This is a genomic window from Saccharopolyspora gregorii, assembly GCF_024734405.1.
In the GTDB taxonomy this organism is placed as follows: domain Bacteria; phylum Actinomycetota; class Actinomycetes; order Mycobacteriales; family Pseudonocardiaceae; genus Saccharopolyspora_C; species Saccharopolyspora_C gregorii.
The window spans coordinates 2,715,517-2,730,826 of sequence record NZ_CP059556.1 but is presented as its reverse complement, the minus strand read 5'-3'; the positions used below and the strand labels follow the sequence as shown (position 1 = coordinate 2,730,826).

The following is a 15,310-nucleotide window of genomic DNA, read 5'->3' as shown; positions in this document are numbered from 1 at the left end:
ACCTGGAGGGTGACCGGCGGCGCCGGTCAGGCCGAGGGGGCGCGAACGCCGGAGGTGTTGAAGCGGCCGACGGCACGGGTGCGGAGGTGCCCGTCGGCGGGATCGACCTCCACGTCCACCTGGATGCCGTAGGCGCGGGTGAGGTTCGCCGAGGTCAGCACCTCGTCCGGCGCGCCCTCCGCGGCGACCCGCCCGTCCTCCAGCAGCAGCACCCGGTCGGCGACCGCCGCCGCCTGGTCGAGGTCGTGCAGCACCACACCGACGCCGACCCCGTGCTCGTCGGCGAGCGCGCGGATCACGTCGAGGATCTCCACCTGGTAGCGCAGGTCGAGGAAGGTCGTCGGCTCGTCCAGCAGCACCAGTTCGGTGTCCTGGGCCAGGCAGCTCGCCAGCCACACCCGCTGCGCCTGCCCGCCGGAGAGCGCCTGCACCGGCCGGTCGGCGATGCCCGCGAGACCGGTCAGCGCCATCGCGCGCTCCACCGCGGCCGGCCCCTCCGGGTCGCGGCCGCCCCAGCGGGAGCGGTGCGGGTGCCTGCCGAACTCCACCAGCTCCCGCACGCTCAACCCGCCCGGCGCGGTGCGCTGCTGCGAGAGCAGGGTGATCCGGCGGGCCAGGTCCTTGCCGGACAGCGCGCGCAGCTCGGCGCCGTCGGCGAACGACACGGCACCGGCGACCGGCGGGTGCAGCCGCGCGAGGGCGCGCAGCAGCGTCGACTTCCCGCTGCCGTTCGGCCCGATCAGCACGGTGACCTCCCCCGCGACCAGGGAGATCGACGCGCCGTGCACGACGACGTCGCGGCCGTAGGCGACGTCCACTTCGCGGGCGCGCACGCCGGCCGGTTGCTGCGATGAGTTCGGGGACACAGCCGAACATTAAAGAAAGGCTTGCCTAACCCACAAGGCCCCGTGGTCACCAGCACAGTCACCCGAACGGCCGCACCGGCCGCCGGGATCACTCCGCCTTGCGCGCCGTCCGGTACAGCCACAGCACGAAGAACACGAACGCCGCCACCCCGAGCACGTCGGTGAGCACCGAGAACGACGCCTCCGACATCCCCAGCGCCGCCGGGCTGATCGCGAACACGTCCGCGCTCTGCGCGATGGCGAACGGGATCGCCAGCACGATCCCCACCAGCGCCTCACCGGTGATCAGGCCCGACGCGAACAGCAGCCCCGGCCCGCCGCCGGACTCCGAACCGCGCTTGCGGCGGGCCACCAGGTAGGCGATCACGCCACCCACGAAGATCGGCACCGACAGCTCCAGCGGCAGGTACAGGCCGACCGCGACCGCCAGCACCGGCGTCCGGAACGCTGCGCCACGCCGCTCCAGCAGCCGGTCCGCGACGATCAGCGCGACCGCCAGCACACCACCGCCGCAGATCATCCCCCACGGCAGGCCGCCGCCGAAGACGCCCTGCGCGATGGAGCTCATCAACGCGGCCTGCGGGGCCTGCAACGACTCCGAGGGGTCCATGCCCGGCCGCGGGAACGAGTTCCCCATCCCGTAGGCCGCGTACAGCACCGACAGGATCGGCGCGATGCACAGCGCCGAGACGACCACGCCCACCACCAGCATCACCTGCTGCTTGAACGGCGTAGCCCCGAGCAGGTGCCCCGTCTTGAGGTCGTGCAGGTTGTCCCCGGCGATCGCCGCCGCGCAGCTGACCACCCCGGAGATCAGCACCGCGGTCGACGCGGCGATCGTCGCCTTCGCCTCGTCCCCCGCGAAGTCGATCTGCACGCCGAGGATCACCAGCAGCAGCAACGAACTCGCCAGCAACGTCAGCACCGTCACCCCGGACACCGGGTTGTTCGACGAGCCCACCAGCCCGGTCATGTACCCGGACACCGAGGAGAACAAGAACCCGGCCACCAGCGCGAACAGCACCCCGAACGCGATCGTCGCGGCGAACAGGCCGCCGCCGACCTCCAGCCGCGAGCGGTCCACCACGAACAGGAACACCAGCAGCACCGGCACCGCCATCGCCAGCGTCCCGTACAGCAGCCAGTTCGCCGGGATGTCCCGCTCGGTGCGCGGCACGTCCGCCGCTCCCCCACCGCGCTGGGCGCGCACCGCGGCCACCGAGGACCGGATGCTGGCGATCATCGGCCGCACCACCGACAGCAGCGCCCACACCCCGCCGACGGCCATCGCGCCGACGCCGAGGTAGCGGATCTTCTCGTCCCACACCGCTTCCGCCGCGTCGTAGCCGGTCGCGTCCCCGACGATCGAGTGCAGCTGCGCCGGGTCCGCGAACGCCATGTACAGCGGGATCCCCGCGAACCAGGCGAGTCCGCCGCCGAGGAACACGAGGAACGCGATGTTCAGCCCGACGATGTAGCCGACGCCCAGCAGCGCCACGCCCAGCTCGCTGCCGAGCCCGATCACGACCCCACCGGCCTTCACCGACCCGGTCACCGTGGACGACACCAGGCCCAGCCCGCTCTGCAGGAACTTCAGCAGCGCCCCGGCGAGCCCCGCGACGGTGATGTGCACCGCGCTGCGCCCGCCGCGCTCACCGGCCTTGAGCACTTCGGCGGTGGCGACGCCCTCCGGGAACCGCAGCGGTTTCTCCACGATGAGCGCGCGCCGCAGCGGCACGGTGAACAGCACGCCCAGCACCCCGCCGCACAGCGCGATCGTCGCGACCGGCAGGAACGGGAACCCGTCCCAATAGCCCAGCAGCACCAGCGCGGGCAGCGTGAAGATCACGCCCGCGGCGAGCGACTCACCGGCCGAGGCCGCGGTCTGGACGATGTTGTTCTCCACGACCGTGGACCCGCGCAGCATCCGCAGCACGGCCATCGAGATCACCGCGGCCGGGATCGAGGCCGACACGGTCAGCCCGACCTTCAGCCCCAGGTAGGCGTTCGCCCCGGCGAGGATCGCCGCCAGCACGATGCCGAGGACGACGGCCTTGGCGGTGATCTCGCGCGGCGTCGAACTCGCCGGTACGTGGGGTTGGTGCTCCGCGCTCGTCGGCTTCATGCTGCGGCCAGTCCGTCCGTTCCGGGGGTGCGACGAGGTCTGAACCTATCCCCGGAACCGCCCCGATCCGCCCCCGAGTCCACCGATCCGTTATCCGGAACACCGCGGATCCCGGACATGCCGCCATGAATGCGGCATTTCCCCGCGGACGGCGGCGAACCTACGCACTCGGCGCACCTGCCCGCTCGAGCCGGACCACCGCCTGCACCGGATCGCCCGGCACGACGCGGGACACCGTTCCGCAGCACCGTTCCAGAGCACCGCACCGACGGCACCGCGGGTCGCGCCGCCACCGGGCCGCGAGCCCGCCCTTGCTACGAGAGCACCGCCGTCCGGCCCGCTCGCGCGCCCGCGGGTGCGACGATCACGCTCCGCGGTAGGGCTCGTGGGGATGGGAGCCGGGGTGCGGGTGGAAGCGGGCGACTTCGGGCGGGTGCACGACGAACGGGCGCATCATGCCCTCGTCCTCGTGGTCGAGGATGTGGCAGTGGTACATGAACTGGCCGGTGGACGCACCGAACCGCGCCAGCACGCTGACCCACTCCCCACCGCCGACGACGGTGGTGTCCTTGCGCCCGCGCTCGAAGTCCTCCAGCGGGACGTCGGTGAACCCGTCGGCCGGGGACCGGGTTCCGCCGAGCGCCACGTCGAAGTCGGCGGTGAAGCGGCGGCGCGCCTGGATCCGGAACTGCACCAGGTGGACGTGCATCGGGTGCGGCGGCCCGCCGAAGCTGATGAAGTTCCACTCGACGACGGCGTCGTGCGCGATGAAGACGCTGACCGTGTCGTCGAACAGCGACGCGACCTGCCGGAAGGTGCGGGTTCGCCCGGTCCGCGGATCGGTCACCTGCACCACGCCCGCGGCGGGCAGCGGTGGCACCTCGTGCGCGGCGAGCTCGCGCAGTTCCCACAGCTGCGGGTGCGCCTCGCCGCCGGTGCCGGGCGGCACGAGCCCGACCCACACCTGGTCGTGCTCGCCGGGCAGGTGCGCGATGCGCTCCGGCCCGGCGGAGAGCACGTCGGGCAGCCGCGAGGTGTCCTGCGCCCGCCCGCCCCGCACCCGGAACTGCATGACGTCGGGTTCGAGCGCGGCGTCGGCGGCGGTGTTGGTCAGCCGCAACCGCCCGCGCACCCGCCCGAAGTCCACGACGAGGTCGGCGCGCTCCGCGGGCGCCAGCACGAGCCCGTCCGCGGGCAGCGGGACCGGCCGGGGAAGCAGCCCGCCGTCGGTGCCGATCTGGCGCACCACCGCGTTCGCCGGCTCGCCGTCCTCCCCGACGAGGTTCAGCCGGTAGAACCGGGCGTTCGAGGTGTTGACCACGCGGAACCGGTAGGCGGCCGCGTCGACCTCCAGGTGCGGCCAGATCATCCCGTTCACCAGGGTGAACGGGCCGGTGAACGGAATCATCGCGGTACCGATCGCGGGCACCTTGAACAACAGCCGCCCGGTGAGCTCGCCCGCGGCGTCGGTGTCCAGGTTCCGGTCGCAGATCAGCAGCGGGACCTCCCGCTCCCCGTCCGGCAGCCCCAGCGCCCGCTCCCGGTCGTCGCGGAGCAGGTACGCGCCGAACAGTCCGGCGTGGACGTTCCAGCGCGTGACGGCCATCGCGTGGTCGTGGTACCAGAGCGCCGCGGCGGCCTGCCGGTTCGGGTGCTCGGTGAGCTGGGAGTGCCCGCGCAGCACGGCGTTGTGCGCCCACCCGTCGCTGCCCGCGTTCGCGTCGGCGCCGTGCAGGTGCGTCACCAGCCAGGCGGGCAGCTCGGCGACGCCGTCGACGAACGCGGCGCCGTCCGCGGGGCTGCCGTCCGGATTCCGCGGGTAGCCGGGCCGGTTCGCGGGCAGTTCCTCCGGCGGGGTGCCCGCTGGTGGCTGCGGCACCCGCACGGCGGTGAGCGGCATCGTCCCGGTGATCTCGTTGGTCCACGCCACGCGCAGCATCCGGTCCCGCCGCACCTCGATGGTCGGGCCGGGGAAGTGCCCGTCGTAGGTCCACAGCACCGTTTCCGGCAGTTCGCCGTGCAACCGGGCGCGGGCGGTGATCGCCCGGATCGTCAGGTCCGCGTCGCAGCCGTGCGCGGTCGGCCGCAGCACCGGGGGAACCGGCAGCGGGTCCAGGAACTTCGTCAGCCCGAACGTCGGGCCGCGGAATTCGGCCACCGACGGCCGCGTCGAGATCTCCACCATGGTTCCCCCTGGTCCAGTGCGGGAACCGCGGCGCCTCCCCGAGAGCCCCGTTCCCGCGCGGCTGATCGCGAATTCCGCGCGCCCCTGGAACGGCGATCCCACGCCGCGGCCCGCGGGCGGCCCCGGAAACCGCCCGCAGGTGCTCAGTGGACCGCAGGATTCCGTTGATGCACAAGGTATCCGCCCCGACGATCACCCGCTAGCGGCAAGATGATCACTCGAACGGGAGCCGCCAGCTCGAATCCTCCGCCGCACCACGGGTTCCGGCCGGGACGATCTCCGGGATCCCGGGCCCGTCACGGCATCAGCCGGGACAACCGCCGGTACGAGTCGAGCAGCCCCTCCTCGTCGTAGCCGCTCGTCGTGACCAGCAGCTCGTCCGCCCCCACGTCGTCCAGCGCGGACTGCAGCTGGTCGGCGACCTCCGCCTCGGTGCCGTGCACGTGACCGCGCATCGCCCGTTCGAACTGCGCGGCCTCCCGCCGGTCCAGGTCCCGGGCCAGCACGTCCTCCGCGGGCTCCAGCGGCGGGAACACGCCGTGCACGCGGGAGCTCGCCGTCGCCCACGCCTCCGGCACCAGCAACCGCCGGGCCCGCTCGGTCGTGGCCGCGACCGCGACGGAGCGGGACAGCACCACGTGCGGGCGGTCCGCCCACGGCGACGGCCGGAAGTGCTCCCGGTAGCCGCGCACGGCGCTGCGCAGCGCGTCGTCCCCGCGCACCGCCGCGATCACCAGCGGCAACCCGGCGGCGGCCGCGTGCTCGGCGCCCGCACCGGTGGCCAGCACGAACACCGGCAGGCGCAGCCCGGCCGCGGGCATCGCGCGCACCGCCGCCTCCGGACCGCCGGTGAAGTGGCCGAGCAGTTCGTCGAGCTGCTCGGCGAACCGGTCCGCGGACTCGCGGCCGTGGCCGAGGGCTTCGCGGACCGCGGCGGTGAACCCGACCGAGCGCCCCACGCCGAGGTCGATGCGCCCCGGGTGCAGCGATTCGAGCACGCCGAACTGCTCGGCGACGACCAGCGGCCGGTGGTTCGGCAACATCACCCCACCGGTGCCCACCCGGATGTGCGAGGTCGCCGCGGCCACGGCCGCAGCGAGCACCGCGGGCGCGGAACCGGCCACGCCGGGCACCCCATGGTGCTCGGCCACCCAGAACCGGTGGTAGCCCAGCCGCTCGGCCTCGGTCGCGAACCGGACGGTGCGGCGCAGGGATTCCGCCGGGCTCCGTCCGCGGAGCACGAGCGAGCGGTCCAGCACGGAGAAGCGCAGCGGAGTCGTCACACCACTCCCAACACCGCCGCGCACGAGCTCGATTCCGCACCGGACCGCTCCCGTGGCCGATCCCACGTCCACCGAATGGGACTCGGTTCCCGCTAGATGGGCAGCGGAGGTTACCCTGCGTGTGCTCAATTCTGGTCTGAACGTGTGAACAGGGAGGTTCCGGACCATGGCGGTCGGCCACGTTCCCGGCGACGTCGCGGATGGCACCGCGCCGCGCAACTCCACTCGCCAAGTCGTGGTGGCCAGCCTCGTCGGAACCTCGATCGAGTTCTACGACTTCTACGTCTACGCCACCGCCGCCGTGCTGGTGTTCCCCAAGCTGTTCTTCCCCGCGGGCGACCCCACCGCGGCGACGCTGCAGTCGCTGGCCACCTTCGCCATCGCCTTCATCGCCCGCCCGGTCGGCTCCGCGCTGTTCGGGCACTTCGGCGACCGCATCGGCCGCAAGTCCACGCTCGTCGCCTCGCTGCTGACGATGGGCATCTCGACCGTGGTCATCGGCCTGCTGCCCGGCTACGCCTCCATCGGCGTCGCCGCCCCGCTGCTGCTGGCGCTGTGCCGGTTCGGCCAGGGACTCGGGCTCGGCGGCGAGTGGGGTGGTGCCGCGCTGCTGGCCACCGAGAACGCTCCCGCGCGCAAGCGGGCCTTCTTCGGGACCTTCCCGCAGCTGGGCGCCCCCATCGGCTTCTTCGTCGCCAACGGCCTGTTCCTGCTGCTGTCCGAGACGATGGATGACGCCACCTTCCTCGCCTGGGGCTGGCGGGTGCCGTTCCTGGCCTCCGCGATCCTCGTCGTCGTCGGGCTGTGGGTGCGGCTGAGCCTGCACGAGACGCCCGCGTTCGCGAAGGTCGTCGAATCCGGTGCGCGTGCGAAGGTCCCGTTCGTGCAGGTGTTCCGCACCGGGCTGAAGGGCCTGGTGCTGGGCACGTTCATCATGCTGGCGACCTACGTGCTGTTCTACCTGATGACCGTGTTCACCCTGTCCTACGGGACTTCGGAGGCCGGGCTCGGCTACAGCCGTTCCGAGTTCCTGGTGTTCCTGCTGATCGGCGTCGTGTTCTTCGGGTTGACGGTGCCGGTGGCCGGTCTGCTGGCCGACAAGTTCGGCCGCCGCCCCACGCTGCTGATCATCACCGCCGCGATCATCGCGTTCGGACTGCTGATGGGCCCGTGGTTCGGCGCGGGTTCGCTGCCCGCAGTGCTGAGCTTCCTCGTCGTCGGGCTCGGGTTGATGGGCCTGACGTTCGGCCCGATGGGCGCGGTGCTGCCCGAGCTGTTCCCGACCGCGGTGCGGTACACGGGGGCGTCGGTGTCGTACAACCTGGCGAGCCTGCTCGGCGCGTCCGTGGCTCCGTACATCGCGACGTGGCTGGCCGGCTCCTACGGCGTCGGCTGGGTCGGGGTGTACCTGGCGGCGATGGGTGCGCTGACGTTCATCGCGCTGCTGCTGAGCCGGGAGACGCGGGACGCCGCGCTGGACTGACCGACCTCGTCGTGACGGCCCCTCCGCACCGGAGGGGCCGTCGGTCGTTCAGCCGATTTCGGCCGCACCGATCCGGCTTTCCGGCCGAGGCGTCCCGGCCCTAAGTCCGATCCAGCACCCGCCACCGCCGCCCTAGCCTCGAACCCGGCCGGCCGATCTCCGGCGGCACGAGGATTCGAGGTGAGCGCAGTGACCCACGTGGACGTTCCCGCCCAGGACGGCGGCATCCGCCTGTCGGACGCCGACCGGGCGCAGGGCATGCGGCTGCTCAACGAGCAGGTCGCGGCGGGATGCCTCACGTCCGAGGAGTTCGCCGATCGCGCCATCCAGCTGGAACACGAGCGCACCCGCGCCGAACTGCTCGCGCCGTTCCGCGACCTCCCGCAGCCGCGCCCCAGCTTCGACGACGCCGTCCCGGCGGAGCGCCCCACGGCGCTCCCCCCGGCCGAGCCGGCTCGCCCGACCCCGCACCTGCGCTACCTGATCACCGCCGTCGTGGCCCCCTGCGCGATCGTCGGCGCGCTCACGGGACTGGAGTCGGCCGCGGCCGAACCGTCGCTGCTGCTGGCCTCGCTCGTCGTGGCCGGGCTGTACCTCGTGCAGCTCGTCGCCGGGTACCTCTCGGCGCGCTGACCCGATCAGTCCAGGCCGAGCGCGCGCAGCAGCCGGGGCACGAACTCGGCCTGCGCCGCCACCAGCTTCCGCTGCGCCGCGTCCGGGTCGAACCACTCCGCCCGGTCGACCTCCGGGAAGGTCGCGGTCCGACCGGAACGCGGCGGCCACGGCAGCTCGACCTCGTTGCTGCGCAGCTCCGCCACGTCGAAGTCACCGGCCGCGGCCCACGCGGTCACGACCTTGCCGCCCTTCTGCCGGACCTCGCCGAGCTCCACCAGCGCGCTGGTGTCCGGCCGGAACCCGGTCTCCTCCTCGAACTCCCGCAGCGCGGCCGCCAGCGGTTCCTCGCCGGAGTCGTACTCGCCCTTGGGCAGCGACCAGGCGCCTGAGTCCTTGTTCCGCCAGAACGGGCCGCCCGGGTGCACCAGCAGCACCTCCGGGGAACCCGCCCGCATCCGGTGCAGCAGGATGCCCGCGCTGCGCTTCGCCATCCGGCGACCGTACCGCCGAGCGCGCACGCTGGGGACGTGGAGCGGGTGGTGCTGCACGTGGACCTCGACCAGTTCATCGTCGCCGTGGAACTGCTGCGGCGCCCCGAACTGCGCGGCCGTCCCGTCCTCGTCGGCGGCACCGGAGACCCCACCCGCCGCGGCGTCGTCGCCGGATCCTCCTACGAAGCACGGGAATCCGGCGTCCGATCCGGCACCCCGCTGCGCACCGCCGCGAAGCGCTGCCCCGGCGCGGTGTTCCTGCCGCTGGACGCCGACGCCTACCGCGCGGCGTCCGAGACCTACTACGCGGCGCTGCGCGAACGCTCCGACACCGTGGAGGAAGCGGGCTGGGACGAGGCGTACCTGCTGCTCGACACCGACGACGCGACCCGCACCGCCGCCGAACTGCGCACCCACGTGCACGCGCGCACCGGGCTGAGCTGCTCGGTGGGCATCGGCGACAACAAGCTCCGCGCCAAGACCGCCTCCGGTTTCGCCAAACCCGCGACCGGAACCGGCGTGTTCCGCCTCGACCGGTTTAACTGGGCGCACGTCATGGACGGCCTGCCCGTCGACGCGCTGCGCGGCATCGGCCGCCGCACCACCGCGAAGCTCGGCACCCACGGCCTGCGCACCGTCGGCGAGCTCGCCGCCGCCGACCCGTCCGCGCTCGCCGAGACCTTCGGCCCCCGCAACGGACCCTGGCTCGTCGCCATCGCCCGCGGCTACGACCCCACCCCGGTCGACCCGGCGCCGTACCGTCCGCGCTCCTACGGTCGCGAGATCACCTTCCAGGAGGACGTCACCGACCCGGAACGGCTGCGCGCCGAACTCACCCGCCTCGCAGCACTGGTCGCCACCGACCTCGCCGAGCACGACCTGCTCGCCGGGCGCGTCGTCGTCAAGGTCCGCGACTCCCGCTTCCGCACCCGCAGCCACGCGCACCGCCTCGCCGGCCCCACCCGTTCCGCGGAAGCCCTCGCCGCGGCCTCCCACGAAGCGCTCACCGCGCTCCCCCGCGATCGCCCCACCCGCCTCATCGGCACCCGCGCAGAGCTCCTGACCAGCGCAGATCCGGTAAAGGAGGGGGGATGAAGATCCTCTGCGGACGGTGCGCTAAGCTTTCCACACACCGCAAGACAGAGGGTGTGGCCGGGACGTGGCGCAGCTTGGTAGCGCACTTGACTGGGGGTCAAGGGGTCGTGGGTTCGAATCCCGCCGTCCCGACGGCCTGAAAAGCCCGCTGATCTAGCACGAAAGTGCAGGTCAGCGGGCTTTTTGATGTTACAGTGTCGATCATGTAGTGGATCTTCCCGGGCGGCTGTGCCGATTTTTGGGAGGATTTTGGGAGGATTCGTCCGCGCCCCGCGAAATGGGGTCGCACGGTGGGAGGATTTCCTGGTCACCCAGTCAGGTGATCTTCACGACAAGACTCACACCCGCCTTCGCCGCCGTACTGCGAACCGAGACCCCATGAACCCGACGACTAAGCTCCACACCGGGCCGCGATCCGGAGTAAATGAAAACGGCACCTACCCGAGATAAAGCACCAGCTCAAGAAGTGTCGGCCCCGCGCACGCGGGGATGGTTCCAGGTACTCGCGCTTCTTGCCTTCGATGGTGACGTCGGCCCCGCGCACGCGGGGATGGTTCAAGCCACGATCACCGAGCACGGGCAGCGCAAGGGTCGGCCCCGCGCACGCGGGGATGGTTCTTCCTCGGTCAATTTGCAATCCGAGTACATCGCGTCGGCCCCGCGCACGCGGGGATGGTTCGCCAAGCGAGCCGGGGAGGCGGGCACTACTACTGTCGGCCCCGCGCACGCGGGGATGGTTCCCGCCGGTGGACCGCGCGCTGCGGGCGTTGGTGGTCGGCCCCGCGCACGCGGGGATGGTTCCGTGACCTACACCGGGGACCTGACCCGCAAGGTGTCGGCCCCGCGCACGCGGGGATGGTTCCCGCAGCTGGCCCAGTGCGAACCCGCCACCGTGGTCGGCCCCGCGCACGCGGGGATGGTTCGCGGCCGCGGCGGTGATGCTTGATGGGGAGCCGGTCGGCCCCGCGCACGCGGGGATGGTTCCACGGGTGGGTGGCTCGGGTGGTTCTGCCCTCGGTCGGCCCCGCGCACGCGGGGATGGTTCCCCCGGGATCACCGAGCACGCCCGCATCGACGTGTCGGCCCCGCGCACGCGGGGATGGTTCCCCTCGGCTGTTGGTCAACTCCGAGCAACGCCGGTCGGCCCCGCGCACGCGGGGATGGTTCTTCGTTCAAGGTCTGGGTGCGTGCCCATCCGGCGTCGGCCCCGCGCACGCGGGGATGGTTCCTTCTCGATCGCCGACGAGCCGTGCGCGTCGTGGTCGGCCCCGCGCACGCGGGGATGGTTCTTCCTGCTTAGGCGACGCCGCCGCTCATGCTCAGTCGGCCCCGCGCACGCGGGGATGGTTCCGCGGACTGACCCAGCGCGCCCTGGCCACCGCCGTCGGCCCCGCGCACGCGGGGATGGTTCCTTCAGCCCCCGCCCGTGGGACACCCTCCGCGTGTCGGCCCCGCGCACGCGGGGATGGTTCGCATCGCCTCACCGTCGGCAGGCTTCATTAGCGGTCGGCCCCGCGCACGCGGGGATGGTTCTCCTCGGCGTAGTGAGGATCATCGACGTGGTGGAGTCGGCCCCGCGCACGCGGGGATGGTTCCATCGACATGAACGCGTCGGATTCGATCCGGTCGTCGGCCCCGCGCACGCGGGGATGGTTCCCCACGGAGCGAGACCGCGATGCGTCTTGCTGAGTCGGCCCCGCGCACGCGGGGATGGTTCCCCGGGCGCGATGAGCCTGCGGGCCTACGGCGAGTCGGCCCCGCGCACGCGGGGATGGTTCGGAGAGCACCATGAGCACGATCTGGGACCTGCAGTCGGCCCCGCGCACGCGGGGATGGTTCGCCGCCACTCCCGGGCGGGCAGGCGGTCGAGGTGTCGGCCCCGCGCACGCGGGGATGGTTCCCTGCTTGTACTCGGCGGAGGGCGTGAGCTCGGGTCGGCCCCGCGCACGCGGGGATGGTTCCCGTGTAGTAGGTGACTGCGTCCCCTTCGAGCGGTCGGCCCCGCGCACGCGGGGATGGTTCCCCGGCAGCGGGTTCGTTGTCGTCGTCGGGGAGGTCGGCCCCGCGCACGCGGGGATGGTTCCCAGGAGTCCGGCGGCAACCCGAACATCGGGAAGTCGGCCCCGCGCACGCGGGGATGGTTCTGGGCACCGGCACCAACGTGCAGACCCGGGCGCGTGCGCACGCGGGGATGGTTCCCGCAGCTGGCCCAGTGCGAACCCGCCACCGTGGTCGGCCCCGCGCACGCGGGATGGTTCGCGGCCGCGGCGGTGATGCTTGATGGGGAGCCGGTCGGCCCCGCGCACGCGGGGATGGTTCCACGGGTGGGTGGCTCGGGTGGTTCTGCCCTCGGTCGGCCCCGCGCACGCGGGGATGGTTCCCCCGGGATCACCGAGCACGCCCGCATCGACGTGTCGGCCCCGCGCACGCGGGGATGGTTCCCCTCGGCTGTTGGTCAACTCCGAGCAACGCCGGTCGGCCCCGCGCACGCGGGGATGTTCTTCGTTCAAGGTCTGGGTGCGTGCCCATCCGGCGTCGGCCCCGCGCACGCGGGGATGGTTCCTTCTCGATCGCCGACGAGCCGTGCGCGTCGTGGTCGGCCCCGCGCACGCGGGGATGGTTCTTCCTGCTTAGGCGACGCCGCCGCTCATGCTCAGTCGGCCCCGCGCACGCGGGGATGGTTCCGCGGACTGACCCAGCGCGCCCTGGCCACCGCCGTCGGCCCCGCGCACGCGGGGATGGTTCCTTCAGCCCCCGCCCGTGGGACACCTCCGCGTGTCGGCCCCGCGCACGCGGGGATGGTTCGCATCGCCTCACCGTCGGCAGGCTTCATTAGCGGTCGGCCCCGCACGCGGGGATGGTTCTCCTCGGCGTAGTGAGGATCATCGACGTGGTGGAGTCGGCCCCGCGCACGCGGGGATGGTTCCATCGACATGAACGCGTCGGATTCGATCCGGTCGTCGGCCCCGCGCACGCGGGATGGTTCCCCACGGAGCGAGACCGCGATGCGTCTTGCTGAGTCGGCCCCGCGCACGCGGGGATGGTTCCCCGGGCGCGCGATGAGCCTGCGGGCCTACGGCGAGTCGGCCCGCGCACGCGGGGATGGTTCGGAGAGCACCATGAGCACGATCTGGGACCTGCAGTCGGCCCCGCGCACGCGGGGATGGTTCGCCGCCACTCCCGGGCGGGCAGGCGGTCGAGGTGTCGGCCCCGCGCACGCGGGGATGGTTCCCTGCTTGTACTCGGCGGAGGGCGTGAGCTCGGGTCGGCCCCGCGCACGCGGGGATGGTTCCGTGTAGTAGGTGACTGCGTCCCCTTCGAGCGGTCGGCCCGCGCACGCGGGGATGGTTCCCCGGCAGCGGGTTCGTTGTCGTCGTCGGGGAGGTCGGCCCCGCGCACGCGGGGATGGTTCCAGGAGTCCGGCGGCAAACCCGAACATCGGGAAGTCGGCCCGCGCACGCGGGGATGGTTCTGGGCACCGTGCGGCCCCGCGCACGCGGGATGGTTCCGCGAGGGGGGTTCCGGAAGCAACGGAACCGCTGTCGGCCCCGCGCACGCGGGGATGGTTCCTCCATTGCTTGCCACGTCGCGCAGCGGGTACCGGTCGGCCCGCGCACGCGGGATGGTTTCCCCCGGCGCGGCCGACAAGACCGCCGACATCCCGTCGGCCCCGCGCACGCGGGGGATGGTTTCCTCCGGCGGCACACAGCCTCCGACGCTAGTGGGTCGGCCCGCGCACGCGGGGATGGTTCCGGGGCGCGGACGCCGTCCTGCGGGTTGGCGCGGTCGGTCCCGCGCACGCGGGGATGGTTCCGTTCAACGCCAGCTCCGACCTGGTCGGCGATGCCGTCGGCCCCGCGCAGGCGGGGATGGTTCCGGGACCTGCTGCTACCCGAGGCGGTGGAGCGAGTCGGCTCCGCGCACGCCGAGGAACTACCCCAGCTTACCTGCTCACCGACCTCCGCAGAGAATTCCACCGACACGAAAACGCCCACCCGGCTGACTGCTCCGGATGGGTGTTCTCCATGGCTGCGTTCAGCGGTCGAAGGTGCCGTTCTTGACCTCGTGCAGGAACGAAGCCCAGCGATCGACGGCGAACGGCAACACCGGGCTCGCCTCGCCGAGGCTTGCTGTCCGGACGCCCGTGACCCCGGAACCGTCGCGACCTCGACACAGTTGCCGTTGGGTTCGCTCGCGGTGGCCTTTGCGCCAGCCGGTGAACCTCTCGATGGGGGCATGGCCTGCTCCTTCGAGGTGGATCAGTCGAACTCGTCGGCCGCCCGGAGGACGAGGCCCTCGACTCCACCGGATCAAGTGCCGCCCCGAGCAACCCCTGCCACAACCGATTGTAGGCACCCACGTGGGTGCTTCCGTCGAGATAGTCCCCGTTGCTGAACTGCTCGACGTAGACGAAACTCCAGGGCGGAAGCGTTCGTGCTGACCGAGGGCACGCGGAAGTGGACGGAACGGAAACGACGACGCCAGCGACGGGATCGCCGCGAAACGGCAGCACGTGCAGGTGCACCGACGGCAGCTCGGCGATGTCGCGCGAGATGCCGCCATCTGCCTGGCCATAACCTCCCTGCTTCCCGTACATGCGCCGTAGCGCCGACTCCGACAAGACCGCTCGGTGATCTCCGGCGAACCTTGCTTGCGCAGGATGGCCTGGCGTTCGATCCGCGCCTTGATCCGGTTTTCTCGGTTCTCCACGTCCCCGTAGCGGACGTTCTCAAACATCGACCGCATGTACTCCTCGGTCTGGAACAAGGCGTACACCACCCTCGGTCTGGTAGATGCTGACCGACTCGGCGTCGGTCTCGAGATCTACCGCCATGCGGAAGTGCGCAGGATGCGCCGAGAGCGGTAGCCGCGCCAACGGCCCCGGTTCTCCGCACCCTTGTTCAGCTCGCAGAACGCGTCCGGATCGATCGGCTCTCCACCGTCAGCCGGAGCTCCGTCAGCACCAGTGCCGATCACTTCGGCGTAAGTGCTCGACCAACCTCCCGCAGCGGCTTCTGCCGGATACCGGTGATGCCGTTCTCAAGCTTGCTCACCGTCGCCCAGGTGCGCTCGATGACTTCGCCGGCATCAGCGAGCTCTAGACCTGCGCGTTCGCGAAGGTGCCGCAACTCGTTGCCGAGCTGCAGACGCCTGACCGTCGGGTTGG

General features: G+C 72.1%; 9 protein-coding genes, 1 tRNA gene, 1 pseudogene and 2 CRISPR repeat arrays. Of the genes and pseudogenes, 4 read left to right on the top strand and 7 right to left on the bottom strand.

Annotated features, from left to right (window positions below; genetic code table 11):
* Positions 1-26 precede the first annotated feature (26 nt).
* The 4 genes from H1226_RS11705 to H1226_RS11690 form a co-directional block, all read right to left on the bottom strand.
* Positions 27-866: an ABC transporter ATP-binding protein gene (locus H1226_RS11705; protein ID WP_309148807.1), complete on the bottom strand. Its 840-nt coding sequence runs from the start codon at positions 864-866 to the stop codon at positions 27-29.
* An 88-nt stretch (positions 867-954) separates the two neighbouring features.
* Positions 955-2,991, bottom strand: coding sequence for an OPT family oligopeptide transporter (locus H1226_RS11700; RefSeq protein ID WP_258349025.1), 2,037 nt, complete (start codon positions 2,989-2,991; stop codon positions 955-957).
* 364 nt (positions 2,992-3,355) lie between these two features.
* Positions 3,356-5,176: a multicopper oxidase family protein gene (locus H1226_RS11695; protein ID WP_258349024.1), complete on the bottom strand. Its 1,821-nt coding sequence runs from the start codon at positions 5,174-5,176 to the stop codon at positions 3,356-3,358.
* Between the two features lie 296 nt (positions 5,177-5,472).
* Positions 5,473-6,459 carry an MsnO8 family LLM class oxidoreductase gene (locus H1226_RS11690; RefSeq protein WP_258349023.1) on the bottom strand — a complete coding sequence of 329 codons (987 nt, stop codon included), beginning with the start codon at positions 6,457-6,459 and terminating at the stop codon, positions 5,473-5,475.
* A gap of 166 nt (positions 6,460-6,625) precedes the next feature.
* On the opposite strand from H1226_RS11690, the gene H1226_RS11685 reads away from it, so the two are divergent.
* Positions 6,626-7,942 carry an MFS transporter gene (locus H1226_RS11685; RefSeq protein ID WP_258349022.1) on the top strand — a complete coding sequence of 439 codons (1,317 nt, stop codon included), beginning with the start codon at positions 6,626-6,628 and terminating at the stop codon, positions 7,940-7,942.
* A 180-nt stretch (positions 7,943-8,122) separates the two neighbouring features.
* Entirely contained in the window at positions 8,123-8,575 is a 453-nt protein-coding gene (locus H1226_RS11680) for a DUF1707 SHOCT-like domain-containing protein (RefSeq protein WP_258349021.1), read from the top strand.
* Positions 8,576-8,580: 5 nt separating this feature from the next.
* Here H1226_RS11680 and H1226_RS11675 read toward each other — a convergent pair whose 3' ends face one another.
* Entirely contained in the window at positions 8,581-9,048 is a 468-nt protein-coding gene (locus H1226_RS11675; protein WP_258349020.1) for an NUDIX domain-containing protein, read from the bottom strand.
* A gap of 36 nt (positions 9,049-9,084) precedes the next feature.
* Between H1226_RS11675 and H1226_RS11670 the strand changes: the two genes are divergently transcribed.
* Together H1226_RS11670 and H1226_RS11665 are read left to right on the top strand one after the other, a co-directional pair.
* Positions 9,085-10,143: a DNA polymerase IV gene (locus H1226_RS11670; RefSeq protein ID WP_258349019.1), complete on the top strand. Its 1,059-nt coding sequence runs from the start codon at positions 9,085-9,087 to the stop codon at positions 10,141-10,143.
* A 58-nt stretch (positions 10,144-10,201) separates the two neighbouring features.
* Positions 10,202-10,275, top strand: a tRNA-Pro gene (locus tag H1226_RS11665).
* Between the two features lie 336 nt (positions 10,276-10,611).
* Positions 10,612-12,287: direct repeats of the CRISPR family, unit length 28 nt; unit sequence GTCGGCCCCGCGCACGCGGGGATGGTTC.
* Positions 12,288-12,433: 146 nt separating this feature from the next.
* Positions 12,434-12,948: direct repeats of the CRISPR family, unit length 28 nt; unit sequence GTCGGCCCCGCGCACGCGGGGATGGTTC.
* 1,138 nt (positions 12,949-14,086) lie between these two features.
* Here H1226_RS11665 and H1226_RS28320 read toward each other — a convergent pair.
* Positions 14,087-14,922, bottom strand: a pseudogene (locus tag H1226_RS28320) (Scr1 family TA system antitoxin-like transcriptional regulator).
* 194 nt (positions 14,923-15,116) lie between these two features.
* On the bottom strand, positions 15,117-15,290 hold the full coding sequence (locus H1226_RS28315) for a helix-turn-helix domain-containing protein (RefSeq protein WP_373690075.1): 174 nt from the start codon (positions 15,288-15,290) through the stop codon (positions 15,117-15,119).
* Positions 15,291-15,310: the final 20 nt, after the last annotated feature.

What these genes read in the sequence shown, in the direction of transcription:
- H1226_RS11685 (WP_258349022.1), top strand. Translation starts at nt 6,626, where the DNA reads ATGGCGGTCGGCCACGTTCCCGGCGACGTCGCGGATGGCACCGCGCCG.
- H1226_RS11700 (WP_258349025.1), bottom strand. Translation starts at nt 2,991, where the DNA reads ATGAAGCCGACGAGCGCGGAGCACCAACCCCACGTACCGGCGAGTTCG.
- H1226_RS11675 (WP_258349020.1), bottom strand. Translation starts at nt 9,048, where the DNA reads ATGGCGAAGCGCAGCGCGGGCATCCTGCTGCACCGGATGCGGGCGGGT.
- H1226_RS11695 (WP_258349024.1), bottom strand. Translation starts at nt 5,176, where the DNA reads ATGGTGGAGATCTCGACGCGGCCGTCGGTGGCCGAATTCCGCGGCCCG.